14 protein-coding genes are annotated in these 16,763 nt (G+C 39.3%); 7 read left to right on the top strand and 7 right to left on the bottom strand.

Going from position 1 to position 16,763, the window contains the following annotated elements:
• Positions 1–11 precede the first annotated feature (11 nt).
• Positions 12–770 (top strand): aldehyde dehydrogenase family protein, encoded by a 759-nt coding sequence (locus L0B53_RS02600; RefSeq protein WP_235058922.1) that lies wholly within the window; start codon positions 12–14, stop codon positions 768–770.
• Positions 771–956: 186 nt separating this feature from the next.
• Entirely contained in the window at positions 957–2,453 is a 1,497-nt protein-coding gene (gene putP, locus L0B53_RS02595) for a sodium/proline symporter PutP (protein WP_235058921.1), read from the top strand.
• A 127-nt stretch (positions 2,454–2,580) separates the two neighbouring features.
• Here putP and nhaD read toward each other — a convergent pair whose 3' ends face one another.
• From nhaD to parM, 3 genes are all read right to left on the bottom strand, one after another.
• Positions 2,581–4,005 (bottom strand): sodium:proton antiporter NhaD, encoded by a 1,425-nt coding sequence (gene nhaD, locus L0B53_RS02590; RefSeq protein WP_235058920.1) that lies wholly within the window; start codon positions 4,003–4,005, stop codon positions 2,581–2,583.
• Between the two features lie 134 nt (positions 4,006–4,139).
• Positions 4,140–4,952 (bottom strand): hypothetical protein, encoded by an 813-nt coding sequence (locus L0B53_RS02585; RefSeq protein ID WP_235058919.1) that lies wholly within the window; start codon positions 4,950–4,952, stop codon positions 4,140–4,142.
• A gap of 295 nt (positions 4,953–5,247) precedes the next feature.
• Positions 5,248–6,249, bottom strand: a complete 1,002-nt coding sequence (parM, locus tag L0B53_RS02580) for a plasmid segregation protein ParM domain-containing protein (protein ID WP_235058918.1) — start codon at positions 6,247–6,249, stop codon at positions 5,248–5,250.
• 593 nt (positions 6,250–6,842) lie between these two features.
• On the opposite strand from parM, the gene melB reads away from it, so the two are divergent.
• Entirely contained in the window at positions 6,843–8,216 is a 1,374-nt protein-coding gene (melB, locus tag L0B53_RS02575) for a melibiose:sodium transporter MelB (RefSeq protein ID WP_235058917.1), read from the top strand.
• Between the two features lie 146 nt (positions 8,217–8,362).
• On the opposite strand, the gene L0B53_RS02570 is transcribed toward melB, so the two are convergent.
• Together L0B53_RS02570 and L0B53_RS02565 are read right to left on the bottom strand one after the other, a co-directional pair.
• Complete coding sequence (locus L0B53_RS02570; protein WP_235058916.1) at positions 8,363–8,545, bottom strand: hypothetical protein; 183 nt, start codon at positions 8,543–8,545, stop codon at positions 8,363–8,365.
• 311 nt (positions 8,546–8,856) lie between these two features.
• The gene (locus L0B53_RS02565) at positions 8,857–9,096 is read right to left on the bottom strand and encodes a YdcH family protein (RefSeq protein WP_235058915.1); all 240 of its coding nucleotides are present in this window, start codon (positions 9,094–9,096) and stop codon (positions 8,857–8,859) included.
• 215 nt (positions 9,097–9,311) lie between these two features.
• On the opposite strand from L0B53_RS02565, the gene L0B53_RS02560 reads away from it, so the two are divergent.
• From L0B53_RS02560 to L0B53_RS02545, 4 genes are read left to right on the top strand one after another with little or no spacing between them, the layout of a single operon-like run.
• On the top strand, positions 9,312–12,149 hold the full coding sequence (locus tag L0B53_RS02560; protein WP_235058914.1) for a xanthine dehydrogenase family protein molybdopterin-binding subunit: 2,838 nt from the start codon (positions 9,312–9,314) through the stop codon (positions 12,147–12,149).
• Between the two features lie 2 nt (positions 12,150–12,151).
• Positions 12,152–12,682, top strand: a complete 531-nt coding sequence (locus L0B53_RS02555) for a (2Fe-2S)-binding protein (RefSeq protein ID WP_235058913.1) — start codon at positions 12,152–12,154, stop codon at positions 12,680–12,682.
• Positions 12,679–13,944 (top strand): cytochrome c, encoded by a 1,266-nt coding sequence (locus L0B53_RS02550; RefSeq protein WP_235058912.1) that lies wholly within the window; start codon positions 12,679–12,681, stop codon positions 13,942–13,944. Before L0B53_RS02555 ends, L0B53_RS02550 begins: the two co-directional genes overlap by 4 nt.
• Positions 13,931–14,908 (top strand): XdhC family protein, encoded by a 978-nt coding sequence (locus L0B53_RS02545; RefSeq protein WP_235058911.1) that lies wholly within the window; start codon positions 13,931–13,933, stop codon positions 14,906–14,908. Before L0B53_RS02550 ends, L0B53_RS02545 begins: the two co-directional genes overlap by 14 nt.
• 93 nt (positions 14,909–15,001) lie before the next feature.
• Here L0B53_RS02545 and L0B53_RS02540 read toward each other — a convergent pair whose 3' ends face one another.
• Positions 15,002–15,760 (bottom strand): hypothetical protein, encoded by a 759-nt coding sequence (locus tag L0B53_RS02540; RefSeq protein ID WP_235058910.1) that lies wholly within the window; start codon positions 15,758–15,760, stop codon positions 15,002–15,004.
• A 631-nt stretch (positions 15,761–16,391) separates the two neighbouring features.
• Entirely contained in the window at positions 16,392–16,685 is a 294-nt protein-coding gene (locus tag L0B53_RS02535; protein ID WP_235058909.1) for a DUF406 family protein, read from the bottom strand.
• Between the last annotated feature and the right edge of the window lie 78 nt (positions 16,686–16,763).

Here is a 16,763-nt window from a genome sequence, read left to right as displayed (position 1 = left end):
GGAGCCAAGTGATGACAACAGTGAGTAAAAAGAGTATTGAATTAAGCGTCTTATCGCAGATTAATCAATTAAAAGAGTCTCAAGGAAAATGGGATGGTCTTGGTGTGACTGAGCGTGTGGGGCAATTAACTGCTTGGCATCAAGCATTAGTTACTTCCGATCTCGTGAGCGAACATCATGATTGGCATTATGCGATGCGAATGATTGAGTTAAAACTAGAACATGCATTGTCTCATTTGCAAACGATAGACTCTTTACCGGGGCCGACAGGCGAGTCTAATTCTCTATCAACTGCAGGGCGTGGTGTTTGGTTAGTGGGAATAGAAAAAAATATGCCCTTAACCGCATTTTTTGGTCAATTAATTACTACGCTTGTGGCTGGAAATAGCGTTATGTTATCAGTGGTTGAGCCTGATCTTGATTATGTGAATAAACTTATTAAATTATTTAATCCATTGGCTAAGAGTGGATTAGCGTTAGGGGACATTATTGCACTAACAACGCATGATAATGTTGAATCTCTTTGTCGTTTAGATCTGATTAATGGTGTTGCATTCACTGGACAAAAAAATGTGACTCAACGCCTATATCAATTAATAAGTCAACGAACTGGCGAGATTATTCCGGTTGTTTTTGAAAATGAGCCAAAGCGTTTACCTATAATTAGTAGTGATAGCTACTGTTTACATTTTATTACTGAGAAAACAATCACCATTAACGTGACTGCGATTGGTGGTAATGCATCATTATTAGAGTTGGGGGCAGGATAATATCAATATGCCTTTCTAAAAATACCTATATCCAACGTTATTGAAGTGGCTAGTAGGTGGTAAGTAAATCAAGCCTCATGAGTATTTACTATAGGATTGGGGCGAATAAATGTAGCCAACAACTTAGCAGCCTCAAACATGAGAGGATAAAGGTTAAATGGAGTTTTATAAAAAGGAGATTAAACGATGATAGATAATAATATAGCCATTACGGCGACATTTGTTGTTTATTTGGTCATGATGCTAGTGATTGGAGTTTATGCTTATAAGCGGACAATTAACTCATCTGATTACTTTCTTGGAGGTCGATCTTTAGGGCCTTGGCCAGCAGCACTTTCTGCTGGAGCGTCTGATATGAGTGGTTGGTTACTGTTAGGCCTCCCGGGGTATGCTTATTCTGCGGGTATTGGATCATTGTGGTTAGCGGGTGGCCTATTTATTGGTACTTGGCTTAATTGGTTAATTTGCGCTCGTCGCCTTCGAACTTACAGTATTGAAGCTGATGATGCCTTGACAATTCCTGAATATTTAGCGCGTCGTTTTGAAGATAAATCAAACGTTCTCCAGTCTGTTTCTGCTGTATTTATTTTGATTTTCTTTCTCTTTTATACCAGCTCGGGTTTAGTAGCTGGTGGTAAACTCTTTGCGACCGTATTTGGTTTGGATTACTCAATCGCTGTCGTCGTAGGCGTTATTTGTATTGTCTCTTATACTTTATTTGGTGGCTTTCTTGCTGTTGCTTGGACAGATTTAGTACAAGGTTTGTTGATGGCTGCAGCATTAATGATTGTGCCTATTGCAGCAATGAATGGCAGTGTTGGGGACTTGGTGAATAGTCTGGAAGCTAAAAACCCTCATTTACTGACATTATGGACAGATCTTTCTGGTGAGCCGCTTTCTTTAATTGCGATCATCTCTTTAGCTGCGTGGGGGTTGGGCTATTTTGGTCAGCCACATATTTTAGCGAGATTTAAAGCGACTCGTTCAAATAAAGATCTCACCAGTGCCCGCCGTATTGCCGTATTATGGACTGGCGTTTCTATGGTCGGGGCGGTGTTTGTTGGTTTAGCAGGTATTTTATATGTTGATACAAACATGGCAGGTGGTTTAGAAGACAGCGAAACTATCTTTATGTTATTGGTTAATGCAGTGTTCCACCCTGTCGTAGCCGGTATTTTATTAGCGGCTATTTTAGCGGCAATAATGAGTACCGCTGATTCTCAGTTACTGGTTTCATCTTCCGCTTTAGCAGAGGATCTCTATAAGCAATTACTTCGTCCAAAAGCGTCGCAAACTGAGATTGTGTTTGTTGGTCGAGCTGCGGTTGTTGGTCTCTCGTTGATTGCTTTAGTCTTAGCAATGGAGCCAGATAGTTCCGTACTCGGTTTAGTCTCTTATGCTTGGGCTGGATTTGGTGCCGCATTTGGACCTGTGATTATTTTGAGTCTCTATTGGCGTCGAATGAATCGTTTTGGTGCGATTGCAGGTGTGGTGATTGGTGGCGTGACGATTGTGGTTTGGAAGCAGTTGACGGGGGGAATTTTTGACTTATATGAAATCGTTCCTGGAATGCTCTTTGCGACGATAGGTATTATCGCCACCAGCTTATTAACCGGTGAGCCTGATGAGGCTGTTAAGGCGCGTTATGACCGTTATGAGACAAGGTTATTGACAGAATCATAATTTCATCAATAACAAAAAATAAAAATAGAGCCCGCTTTAAATTCGGAGACGATATATAGTCTCGGAGTTAAAGCGGGCTTTATCAATATAGTGACTCTAATGCGTTTTTATCTGGGTATCTTTCAGTCTAAAACAGCGCGCTATTGAGCCACAAGTGACAAAGGATACTGGCGACATAACCTAATGCGATAACAGGAGCCCAACGTAAGTGCCCAAAGAAAGTATATTTTCCTCTAGCATGCCCCATTAGTGCCACCCCTGCAGCAGAACCGATCGAGAGCAAACTACCGCCAACACCTGCCGTTAAGGTAACTAATAACCATTGCCCTAATGCCATATCTGGCTCCATTGCCAATACAGCAAACATCACAGGAATATTATCGATAATGGCGGAGAGAATGCCGACAAAGGCATTGGCTAAAGTATGATCCCATTGGGTATACATGACGCTAGAGACTAAATCCATGTAACCTAATAAATTTAAACCACCGACACTCATCACGATGCCGTAGAAGAATAACAGGGTATCCCACTCGGCATGTGACACGCGATTAAAAACATCAAAAGGAACGATATTCCCTAATCGTTTTAAGGCTTTTTCGTCGTGTTTTAATTCATAAAATGCACGTTTCTTGGCAATAGAGCTTGGCAGTGTTTTACGTAAAAAGTAACCAAAGAACTGTAGGTAAGCAAGCCCCATCATCATACCGATAACAGGTGGGAAACCAAGTAAGCTATGGAATAAAACAGCCGTTAAAATCGTTAATAGGAAGAAACAAACCATCCGCTTTGCGCCACGTTTAAGCTCAATAAACTCGTTAATCGCTTCTGGTTTACTTTTCTCGACAAAGAAAGACATAATAAATGCTGGAATAATAAAATTGACCACAGAAGGAATAAATAGAGTTAAGAACTGGCTGAATTCGACAATTCCGGCTTGCCATACCATTAAGGTAGTAATATCGCCAAAGGGGCTGAAAGCTCCCCCAGCATTAGCCGCGACAACAATGTTGACACACGCCATATTAATGAAGCGAGTATTATTGCCACCGACTTTTAATATTACCGTACACATTAATAATGCAGTGGTCAGATTGTCAGCAATTGGGGAGATAAAAAAGGCGAGCCAACCGGTTAACCAAAAAAGCTGATAGAAACTAAATCCTTTTTTAATCATCCAAGCACGCAATACATCGAAAAGTCGACGCTCTTCTAATGCATTAATATAAGTCATCGCCACTAATAAGAAGAGTAGCAGTTCGGTATACTCTAATAAGTTGTGTTTGATTGCGATACTTGCCTGTTCGGACATACCGAGTTGACTAAATTGCCAGCCAACTAAGATCCAGATTAAACCAGCAGCAAGAAGAACGGGTTTAGACTTACGCATTTTTAAGTGCTCTTCTGCCATGACAAAACAGTATGAAATAATAAAAATGGCGAGGCAGAGAAAGCCGGTTATGGTGAGGGTTAAATCTGGTGTATTAATATTGCTTGCGAGTGTAGGGTAAGGGAGTAAGGCCAATAAGCCTAGTTTCCACGGTCGTTTCATAACATCCTCTGTTTGAATCAAGTCGTTTTAATTAGAGTAATAGTCCGTTGTAGTGTTTGTGTTCTACTTAAGTTCTATTACTGACATTTATTTGTCTAAAACTTATACTTATTAATTGTGTTAGATGTTCGTGTTTAAAATAGTCCTTTTGAACGGACTTTAGCTATCTTCTCCTTTATCTCATTATCTGTTGCTGGTGTACTTTCTAACGATGGTTTTTGCTTTTGTTTTTCTATTGTTGATGAACTGTCGCTAGGTTGAATACTGTTATCTTCCGATAATGTGGCGTTATTTTCTGCTGTTTTCTTCGTCGTTTGAGATGGGCGTTTTCTCGCCGCTTTGGGTTTGCTTATTGCTTCTTTTTTGGTTGTTGATTCATTTGCTTCATTTTCTTTATTAACCACTTTGCTGGTGGTTTTTGCTGCAGCTCTCTTCTTTGCTGGTGGTTTGGTTGCTGATTGTTGTTTTATCTGCTCTTGGGTTGTTTCGGAGGCTTCGTTTTCTATTGTTACCTCTTCTGGTGGTGTTGATGTATTTTTTGTCGTTGTTTTTGCCTTGGTTGTTGCTCGTTTACGTGTTGGCTTTTTCATACTTGGTTCAACCGCGGATGGTTCCGCTTTTTGTTCCAATAGAGTGAATAATTGATTCATACGATCTGAAAGTTGATTCAATGAGTGATCATTTTTGTCTTGCAGAGTCGATATATGGTGATTTAAGGTTTCATAACTGGCACGAGTTACATTATCAGCTAGAGAATCGGTTAAAGAGGGGGTTAACTTCTGGATAAAACCACCAGCTAATAACAGTGTTTTTATCTTTTCCTCAAATTGTACTTTAGATAGATCACCATTACTCACGGCTCGGTGCCACTGCTTTAATAAAATTAACAGTTCTCTCTCATTGGCATCATTTGGGTTCAGATCTAAGGATAAGGTAATTCTCGCCATTCGACTCTCTCTACTTTATTGCTTTTCTAGTTAATATATCGTTCATAATTGAAACTGCTACTTTGATGATTGTACTCATTCTGTGACGAGCAATTCCAACGATTAGGTGTATACCCTTCTTACTTGAAGATGCTAGGTTGTTGGCTATATTCATTCACCCAAATCATATAGAAAACCTATACTCAGGGCCTCATTCACTTGCCGCCTACTAGCAACTCCAATTACTTTGGGGATATAACTTCATTTAATCATATCGTTAAGATATTAATTATGATTCACTTTATACCGATTAAGTTTACGCTGCTTCTTCATTGAAGTAGTTCATATTCTCAATAGATAGAATTGATTGTGAATTTTCAATGACTTTAATTCGTCCATCAGCAAGGGCTGGGTAAGCTTGACACATCGCCTCATAAACGAGGGTTGCACCACCACCAATCAATAGAATTCGGTTGGGGTTTTTGCAGAATTTACGACATTCAGCAGAGATCGCATTGGCTAATTCTTCAATTCTTTGTTCTATTGAACTTAGTACTTCATCAATTTTTGCATGGTTATTGACGACTTCTTTAACAAAGTTAATATCATGACGATTTTTGATCAACTCATTGGTCACTAAGAAAGAGGCATCACTGTCTGCATTCGCTAATGAGTTTTTAGCCACATCAGTTACCCAACTTACCCCCATATTAGCATTGCCTTTAATTTCGGCAACTTCATCAAACTCACCAACAATAACGGCCATATCGATGCTACAACCGCCAATGTCGACAGCTAATGTGCGTGAAAATTGACTAACATTCTCTTTTAAGATTTCTGATAAGACGCCACAAACGCTCTCTGGCATCACTTCTACCTCTGCGATAGTAAACGTTTCCCCATTATTGAGCTCGACATCGTTGCGAAGAAGATTATTTTTTTTACGCTCGATATTCGTTTCATTCTTCTGACAGTCATCTGCATTATAAAATTCGGTAATTGGCAAAGTACAGATGATTTTGACAGGTTGAGGAGCCAGTCCTGTTTCTAATAACGCATGATGAATGGCCAGCAAATTCAAATCAGAATATTGATAATCGATATGAGTTGTCGGGAGTGAATGTTCAGAGGTCACATCATAGGTATATTTGTTACCATTGATTAAGTAGTTTGCCACGCGTTTATTTTGACGCAAGGCAGCTGACTTAAATCCTTTTCTCCATGAGTTTCCGATCGTTAGAGTTTGCATCTCACCAATGTCATTTATGTAAGATAATTTGGTATTTGTTGAACCGTCATCAATTGAAATCGTTAACATATCTATTCTATTCCCTGTTACTGAGTATTTTATTATTGGTAATACCGGATTTCTTCATTGTTATCCCGTTAAACTTTTTTACCAATAAACTTAGTCATTATGGTGTCAAAAAGTGAATAAAATCAATCCAATTTGTAAAATAAGCGTTGTAAATGTTAAGTGTGAATATTTGCCCAGTTATTGTTGAAAAGATTTGAACTCTTTCATATTGAGTTTGAATTTTACTTTTCATTGACAATATGTGTTTGTTTTCTTATTTGTGATGGGAAGATTATTGCTTGATAAGTTGATGATATGTTTTTGTTTTTTATTTTCAGAACCCATTTTGTAATCGTTCCCACTGGATTTTGTTAAAAAATTAAACAAAAAAGGTAATTTTGATGATAAGGGGAAACTAATATTGCATTTTTAGTGACGGGCTTCACAGTTCCAATTTATAGGTTGTAAACGTTTCCATTGATCGTGCATAGATCACAGAATCTATGTAATTAGTTACATACAATCCTTTTCGAAATTTACACCTGAATTGAATGAGTCACTGAGATAGCTAATTACACTAGCGATTTAATTGAAGATGACTAAAAGGAATAATGATGTCAGACCAAATTACACTAAAAACAAAAATGTCTTATGGCGTGGGTGCATTAGGTAAAGATTTTGCTTGTGCGCCAATCTATATCTTCTTAATGTTTTATTTTACGGATGTGGCTGGAATTTCAGCCGCCTTTGTTGGTACGATTTTCCTCGCGGCACGTATCCTTGATGCGGTTACCGATCCTATGATGGGGGTGATTGTTGATAATACTCGCTCTAAGTTTGGTAAGTTCCGTCCTTGGATTGTGATTGGTACACTATTAAATGCAGTGGTTCTTGTTGGCCTTTTCAGTACTCATAATTTTGAAGGCACTGCACTTTACGTTTATGCAACGGTTGCTTATATCCTTTGGGGTTTAACGTATACCATTATGGATATTCCATATTGGTCAATGATCCCTGCACTTTCAAGCTCTCGTCCTGAGCGTGAAAAATTAGTTGTATGGCCTCGCTTGTTTGCTAGCCTAGCATGGTTCATTACCGGTACTTATGGCCTTCATATTGTTGGTGTGTTAGGTGATGGTGATCAAGGCAAAGGCTTCTTTAACGTTTCAATCATTATTGCTGTTCTGTTTGTATTAAGTGCGATTCTTATTGCGCGTAATGTGAAAGAGAAAGTCGCAACCGCAACAAATACCGCACCAGAGAAATTTAACTTTAAAGATGTGATGGTCATTATTGGTCAAAATGATCAACTTAAAGTGCTAATTGGTACTATCTTATCGTTCCAAATTGCAAACTTATTGGTTGGTGGTTTCGCAATTTACTATTTCTCTTATGCGTTAGGTAATCCTGAACTGTTCCCAGTATATATGATGGTTGCTGGTGCAGCTGAAGTTGCAGGTGTATTCTTATTCCCTCGTCTAGCTGGCTTAATTCCACGTAATAAGCTCTGGTTAACGGCGTGTGGTTTCCCAATTCTTTCATGTCTTATCCTTCTAGCAATGACTATTCTTGCACCAGGCAATATTGTGTTAATTGGTCTAGCGGGCGCATCAATTAAGTTTGGTATCGGTATTGCAAACGCACTTCAAACGGTAATGTTAGCTGATGTTGTTGATTACGGTGAGTACAAAACAGGTCGTCGTAGTGAGAGCGTTATCTTCTCAGTACAAACTATGCTGGTGAAATTTGCGGGTGCTGCGGGTGGTTTCATCGTTGGTGTTGGTTTAACTGTTGTTGGTTATATCCCTAATGTTGAACAGTCATCAGAAACGATTATGGGCATTCAATTTATGATGGTGGGTTTACCAGCTATTCTAATGGCAGTAAGTGCAGTGATCTATAAGAGTAAATACCGTTTACATGAAGGCTTTGATCCTGAAACGGTAGAAGAGATTATTGCAGCTAAACCACAGCAAGTTGAAGCTTAAGCGATCTTTTTAAGCGAATCTTTTAAGTTGCTGATTGAGTCATGTATTAAAAGATATCCACTAGAGTAAAACCCCTGTTTATCCGTTTAATTATAAATAGATAAAGAGGGGTTTTTTGTTTAGGTTTTTTCATGATTCAATTGATATTAAAATATTAAGTGGATATCTTCATCATCATCGGTCGACAGAATGGCTTGATGTTCATTGATTAATCGAGAAGCACAAGAAGGAATGACAGCTTGTGTTTGTCCTTTGACGCGAAAGATTGGCGCTTCCCAAACTTGTTCTCGAAAATACCCTGTTTCTGTAAATTCAATTAAGACTTTCATAATTATCCTTAATAATTGAAGGTACCTATAATTCTAGTCGTTGATGGAATAATCGCCATGTTATTTGTGGGATCTATTTTTTCAGTATTAGATAGGTAAGATAATAAAATTACAAACAAGCTTAATGTATTGATATTAAACGGTATTTTTAGTTTGGGTTAGGCGATATATTTAAATTATTACATTGAACGTCTCAATAATTAATTAAATACATTTTAATAGGCACAAAAAAGGCTTAAATAATTGTCTCTAAACGAGAAATTATTTAAGCCTTTTCTATTTTAATTAAAAAGTACTTATACTTTATTAAGTTAAGCTTCTTTAATCATTTTTAATAGGTCATCTTTTAATGCAACACGCTGAACCTTTAATGTTTCCATTTCAGCATCTTCAATTGGGCTACCTAGCTCTTCTAAACGACGAATTTTATGATCAATTTCATCATAAGTAGCCGCTAGCTTTTGGAAGTGACGGTTAGATGTTTTTAATGCAGTGATCTGCTCTTTGTACTCAGGGAAGTCAATAAATAGTGCGTGGTTGTCATGTAACATAGTGATTCCTAAATTAATCTGCATTGGATAATGTGTTGAATTATAGCGTCGAAGCTTTAATTAACAACGATCAAAAATTCAATATAAAATTCACAAAAAAAGACCTTTTTATTTAACTCGGTATTTTTTGATATTTTATAAATAATTAGAATAGTTCAGAAATGTTTTTTTTCAACTATAGTTTAAATAACCTTGAATGTGCTATAGGGATAGAAATGACTAATTTATTTAAAACAAGTCGACGTTCGTTTATTAAACAGTGTGTCGTTGGGGGCGTTACTGTATATAGTGCGCCGATGCTTTTTAATAAAGCAGAAGCAGCAACTTCACCCGTCCATCAAAAATTAAAAGCAGATTGGAAGCAAGGCGATACACCACAGTATCGTTTTGATGCGTTAGAGAAAGTAACAGGGCAGAAAATTTATGGCCGAGATTATCGCGCCAAAGATATCCCCGGCTGGCCTGACAAACAACACTTTGGATATGTGGTAAGAGTGCCAATTGCTGACCGTGTTTATCTTGGGTTGAATTTAGATCTTCTTAGTGGTGATTTAAAACCATATCGTGTTGTAACCGCAAATGATCTAAAAAATAATGCAATTAAACTCCCACCTTATTACGGTGACAATATGTTACTGGCGGAAGGGCATGTCCCTGATTACCTTGGTCATGAAGTCGCTATTTTGTTGTTTGATTCCTTTGAGTCTTTCCAGAAAGCCAAAAACAAAATTCAATTTAATGAAAAATTTATCAACTTTGGCGATAAAGCCCCATTGGTTGCTCTCTCTAAAGACCCTTATGCTGCATGGCGAATTGTGCGTCAAGAGGGGGCTCAAGGTTCGATGGGGGAAGATAACTTTAGTACATTAAAGAATGGACTGTTCTTCCCTAATTATGTCGACCATAAACCGGTTTGGCCGACAGCAGATGCTAATAGTCATAGTACCGGTGGTATCGCGATGTCGTTAGCAGAAGGGCTTCGCAAAGAGATAACGCAGCGTGAAGATTGGCATGTCATTGATCGCCAGTTTAAAACACAGTCCATTGAACCGATGATGTTTGAAGCGGAAGCCTTTAATGGCTGGTATGACATTAATGATAAAACGTTACATGTCGTTATCACCACTCAATCCTCTCAAGATTTTCATCAACAAGCTGCCGAAGTCCTTGCCAATAGCCCACTGACATCGAGCATAAAAAATCTTGTGGTACATACCCCTTATATCGGTGGTGGGTTTGGTGCGAAAGATCATACGATTTTCCCCTATTACGGCATGCTAGCAACCCTGTTTGCTAAAGCACCAATTCGAATTGCCAATGACCGTTTCCAACAGTTCCAATCGGGTTTAAAACGTCACCCATTTGATATTAAAAATCAATTAGCATTTGATAAAAAGACCAAAAAAATTGCCGGTTTTGTCTCTGATATGGTGGTTGATGGTGGCGGTCGCGTAAACTTCTCCTCCTCGGTGACGATGGTAGGTGCAAGTGCAGTACAGGGGGTTTATTATTTCCCTCAAAATGACATTGAAGCGGTCTGTTATGCCTCCCAAACACCGCATGCGGGTTCGATGCGTGGTTACGGTACACTTCAGGCGATGCCGACTGTTGAGATGATGTTTAATGAAGCTGCGGCGGAGATGAATGTTGATCCTATCGAATTAAGAAAGATTAATGTTTTACGCTCAGGAGAGAAAAATACTCAAGGGGCCGTTCCGATTGGTGCTGTTCGTTATCATGAAATGTTAGAACTCGCTGAAAAACATCCTCTTTGGACTGAGAGAGATAAAAACAAAGCAGAGTTTGAGCAAGCAAATCCAGGTAAAAAATATGGTGTCGGTTTTAGTATTGTCACTAAAGATTATGGTACAGGTGGAGCGGCGCCGTCATCATCAATCGAGATCACCCCTGAAGGTGAGATTGTATTGAAAACCTGTTCTGTCGAGATGGGAACGGGTATCGATACTTCTCAAGGTGCATTAATTGCCAAGTATATGGGTAATTTTGCTGATCAGATCAAGATGGCGGTTATTCAAGAGTTTGATGCGATGGAGCTCTTTGAGACGGATGATCCCTACATGATATCTCAAAAGCAACAAGATAAAATGGCGAAAAACCCCCGTTGGACACCGGTTGTAGGAATGGCATCGTCGGCCAGTATGTCGAGCTTCTTCCAAGCGCACTCAACAGAGCAAGCAGCAAGAATTCTGTTTGAAGAGACGCTTTTCCCTGCCGCCGTTGAAATTTGGAACAGTCAGTATGCTAATGGTGCTTACGCTAGACCGGATTTTGATAATGCCAATGATGCTGAATGGGTCGATGGAAAATTGACTGTTGAAGGTTACCCACCTTTAGATTTTAAAACTTTGGCACTGAAAGCTCATGCGATGGGATTAATTACCAGTGTGATGACCCATGGTTTTAACCGCTGGGCATGGTCAACCGCTGATTTTGAAGTTAACGGTAAAGTAAAAAATTACCCACTTGATGGCCTTGCTGTGCAATATGGTATTGGCGCGAAAGGCAAAGGGCGTTCTAACAAGCACGGTTATCATGTCATTGAACGTAAAGCCGCTTTCTATCCTGATACCTCGCTCAATAATGCGATGGTTACGTATTATACCCCTTGTGCCACATTAGCAGCCGTTGCCATAGAAAAAGCAACGGGTCGTGTTCAGGTACTTGAAACGCAGACTTGGTTAGAGCCTGGTACGATGCACGTAGAAAAGCTGGTTGAAGGTCAGCTACAAGGTGGTTTGACAATGGGGTTAGGTCATACCTTATATGAATACCTTCCTGCCGATGAGACTGGCGCAGGTAATGGGACTTGGAACTTAAATCGTTACCAAGTGCCTTTGGCTAAACATAATGGTGTTTGGAATATGAATCACACGATTATGCCACCACTTTCAGCTTCAGATCCAGCTAAAGGGGTTGCAGAAGTTGTGATGATCCCGATTGTCGCTGCACTCGTTGAGGCCATTTACCAAGCAACCAATAAGCGTTTCTATCACTTACCAATTACACCGAAAGATATTATGGAGGGAGCATAATCATGGCGACTATTTCTTTAACAATTAATGATAAATTATATGGCCCAATTGATGTTGATCCACAAATTATGATGGTGGATTTTCTCCATGAATATCTTAATTTAACGGGAACAAAATTTGGCTGCGGGCAAGGTGTCTGTTATGCCTGCTCTGTGATTGAAGATAAAGCAGACGGCACCAGTGAAATTGTGCGTACCTGTATCACCAATGCCGTGGCATTTAATGGCAAAAAGTTAAGAACCATTGAAGGTCATGCCGAAGTGAATACTAACGGTGAAGTGACAGAAGTTCACCCTGTTCAAGAAGCCTTCATGAAGCATTTCTCATTCCAGTGTGGTTGGTGTACTTCAGGTTTTGTCAATGCGGGAGTTGCGTTAGTTGAAGAGCTAAAAAGAAACCCAATTAAGGCTGATGATGTACAAGGTGTGATTGAAGAGGCTCTGGGTGATCATGTTTGTCGTTGTACGGGTTATGTGAAGTACTATGAAGCGATGAAAGAGGTGATCTTAGCAACAGAAGGAACCACGGTATGAGTAGAAAATCACTGATATTAATGGCTGGTGTGCTGAGTTCTCCACTCTTTTTTAGTGCTCAGGTGATGAGTGCTCCAAATGCGAGTAACAGCTCAACAAGTCATGCAGAGTTAATTGCAAAAGGAAAGTATCTCGCGACCCTTTCTGATTGTTATGGCTGTCATACTACCCGTGATGGTGACCCTTTTGCCGGTGGTTTAGGGTTTGATTCTCCATTTGGTCTAATGTATTCCACTAACATTACACCGGATAAAGAGAATGGTATTGGGAATTACAGCTATCAAGATTTTTATGATGCAATGCACAGCGGTGTGGCACCTAAAGGAAATCTTTATCCTGCGATGCCTTATACCTCTTATAACAAGATTACTGAGGAAGACACGAAAGCACTTTATGCTTATATGATGTCGGTTACTCCATCTAGCCAGAAGAATAAAGAGAATGATGTATCATTTCCCGCAAATATTCGTTTTGGCCTAAAAGGGTGGAATCTATTCTTTAATGATCAGAGCCCAATCCCTGAAGATAGCAGTAAAAGTGCAGACTGGAATCGAGGTAATTATATCTTAAATTCATTTGGTCACTGTGGGGAGTGTCATACACCAAGAGACACCTTCTTTGCGATGGATGAGAGTCAGCACTTTAAAGGCGCAATTATTGAAAACTTACTTGCCCCTGATATTACCGCTGAAACCTTAAAAGCCAATGGTTGGGGAACTGAAGATGTTAAATCTTTACTCAATACAGGTTATTCTCGTAAAGGGACGGTAGTGGGTAATATGTATACCGCCGTTTATCATAGTTTGAGTCAATTTAATGATGAAGACCTTCATGCTGCGACTGTTTATCTATTAGATAGCGATCAAGATGTCGCAGGTAAGCCTTTTGTTGCCGATAGTGAGCAGAAAGATGGTGATGGTCATCAAATCTACATGAGTCATTGTATGGCATGTCATGGTGCAGAAGGGAAAGGTAAGCCCAACTTTGCCCCCGCACTTGCTGGCAATGCAACCTTAGCGCAAGAGAATATCAATAATACATTAACCAGTATTGTCTTTGGTATTCAGCCACAGTTTTACTCACACATTACTGCATTTGATGATATGCCGGGCTTTGATAAAGCGCTTAACGATCAACAATTAACCGATCTTATTAAATACTTAAAAGATCATTTCACTAATGACAAATCAACGATCACTGTAGACCAAGTGTCTAAGTTACGTGCTGATCTTGAAAAAGCGAGGAAAGATGCAGCTCACTGATATTAATCTTTTATCAGGACTGCAAAAGTGGTTGGCTGAGGGGGAAGAGTTCTGGTTGTGTACTGTATTAGCAACTTATGGCTCTGCGCCTCGGCCACAAGGTTCTCTTTTTGCATGGAATGGTAAAACAAGGTTAGGTTCTATCTCTGGCGGCTGTTTAGAGGACGCATTTATAGAGAAATTGAACCGCAATGAAATCTCTGATTTACCGGCTGTTTTTCGTTACGGCAAAGAGCTTATTGCTGATGATATTCAAGTCGAGCTACCTTGTGGTGGGACGATTCAATTATTGGTTGAGAAGATCTCTGATAAGTCGGAACATTTTACTAAAATGTTTGAATTAGCTGAGCAGCATCAATCATTTGTTCGTTATGTTGATCTTCAGAGTGGAGAGCGGAGTTATTTACCGCAAGATCATTCGATATCAACAGCAATTAAGCTGGATGATCGAGGTGTCACCATTCGCTACGATCAGGTTTGGTCGATCTTGATCTTAGGGATTAGCCAAGTCAGTGAGTGGGTCGCTAAAATGGCGTTAATGGCGGGTTATTCGGTCGAAATTTGTGATATGCGTGAATCGCTTGCTGCAAGCTGGACGTTTGATAAACAGGCGGGTGGCGTCGATGTCACATGGATCTCACCTGATCTTTTCATTGATAAGTTTGCTCACCGTCAATCAGCGATAGTTGCTCTGGCTCATGATCCTCGTATTGACGATTTAGGGCTAATGGCGGCAGTAGAAGGAGATGCGTATTATATCGGAGCGATGGGATCGTTAAAAACCAGTGAGAAGCGTTTTGAACGGCTTGAACGGATTGGTGACTTTACACCGCAACAACTTGATCGCCTACATGCGCCTATCGGTTTACCCATTGGCAGTAAAACCCCATTTGAAATTGCGATTGCCATATTGGCCGATATCATTAGTAAGCGTAATCAAATTGAGTTGGTGAAGGCGAATTAACTTTTTTAGTCTTCTCGTTATCATTAGTAATAAATAAAAAACCATAACTTGAAGTTATGGTTTTTTTTATAGGCATAGAATGGATTTTACTTTTTAAAAATGGGACTTAATAATAAAAGAGAAGGTATTTTGGTCAACACCGTCCGTATTCCCATAAATATTTTTCCAATAATCGTACTCAATACCGATTAATAGGGCATTTTTTTTATTTGATGGAAGTACTGCTTGGCCTAAATCATATTTAACCTGAGGGTTTAAGTGGAAGTTCTCTTTATAATCATCTTTTTCTGTGGCGAACACCCAGTCAATATAACCGTCAACGATAATTCGGCTATTACCGACAGGGATGTCTGCACTAAAGCTTGGTGTTAACTGCCAGCCATAACTCTCATTACGACTATCATTTAATGCTTCTCGACGATAGGTATTTAACTGGAAGTAATTGAAGTAGGGGATATCAAAGTCTAAACCGACACCATAAAGGAAACTCTCACTAGGGCCACGGCCTTCTTCTAAGGTTAACGCTAAGGAGACATCTGTTAATGGTCCGGCATGGATATTGGTGCCAAAGATTTTGTTCACACTAAAGCGTGGACCTATCTCACCATAAGTCGATTGTGCTTGGCCTGTATTTGAGTCGTTATAGAAGTAGACATCTTGGAAGGCAAACCAGTCTCCGTATTTCCAATCACCTGCAGTTTCGAAAGTTATTGTTGTTTCTTTATCTGATGGCGAGAATTCATAATTTTGTCCATATAATCCAGTTAAACTCATGTCCCACCAATTGATGAGGTTATCAGCCGTCGCTAATGGGCTAAATAGGATTGTGAGTGGAAGTAATTTTTTAATCATAGTATCCCTTATCGATTTAATTATCCTGATCATGTTAAATAATGAAGATATAAAATAAAACTTCATAGATAATATAACTATAGTTGAATAAAAATGGCTTATATATTTTTCTTACTTGAAATTGCTAGGTTGTTGGCTATATTCATTCGCCCCAATCATATAGAAAACCTAGACTCATGGGGCCTCATTCACTTGCCGCCTACTCGCAGCTCCAATTACTTTGGCTATATACCCTTCTTACTTGAAGTCGCTAGGTTGTTGGCTGCATTCGTTCGCCCCAATCATAGAGAACACCTATACTCATGGGGCCTCACTCATTTGCCGCCTACTCGCAGCTCCAATTACTTTGGCTATATACCCTTCTTACTTGAAGTTGCTAGGTTGTTGGCTGCATTCGTTCGCCCCAATCATAGAGAACACCTATACTCATGGGGCCTCACTCATTTGCCGCCTACTAGCAACTCCAATTACTTTGGGTATAGCTATAGCTAAATAATAAAAAAGCGCCATTATTATCCAACTGTAAAATACAGAATGATAATAACGACGCTTTTTTATTTGCTTCTAGCCAATATTATTTAGGGTAATACTTTTTAAGTAATACTCTTATAAATAATATTGGTTTATCAGCTTATCGATTTAAAGAGCGACTCTTTAATTCAAAAATGATTTTTTCTGCGCTACATTCAAATTGAATACGCGCATCAAGCTGAGTACTGTTTTCATCAACAGCGGTTGCTTCGTATTCCATGTTAGCGTTAACTTCGCGAGCGATAGCAAGGTACTGTTCTAGCTCAGCGAGTAAAACATTTGCTCCGTTAGCAAAAATAGTGACGGTTGCCACTTCGTCTCCAGCTTTAATAATAAAGCCCATTTCGCCTGCACAGCCGCAAGCTTCACATGGTGCTTCTACTTGATCAGTCATAAGATATCTCCTTAAAGTAATTGACCTAATTGTAAAGGGATATGTGTGGAGATGCTATTGATTAATGCTGAAACTTAT

Origin of the sequence: Vibrio sp. SS-MA-C1-2, assembly GCF_021513135.1 — a bacterium.
GTDB lineage: Bacteria > Pseudomonadota > Gammaproteobacteria > Enterobacterales > Vibrionaceae.
This window is presented reverse-complemented; position numbering and strand designations above follow the sequence as displayed.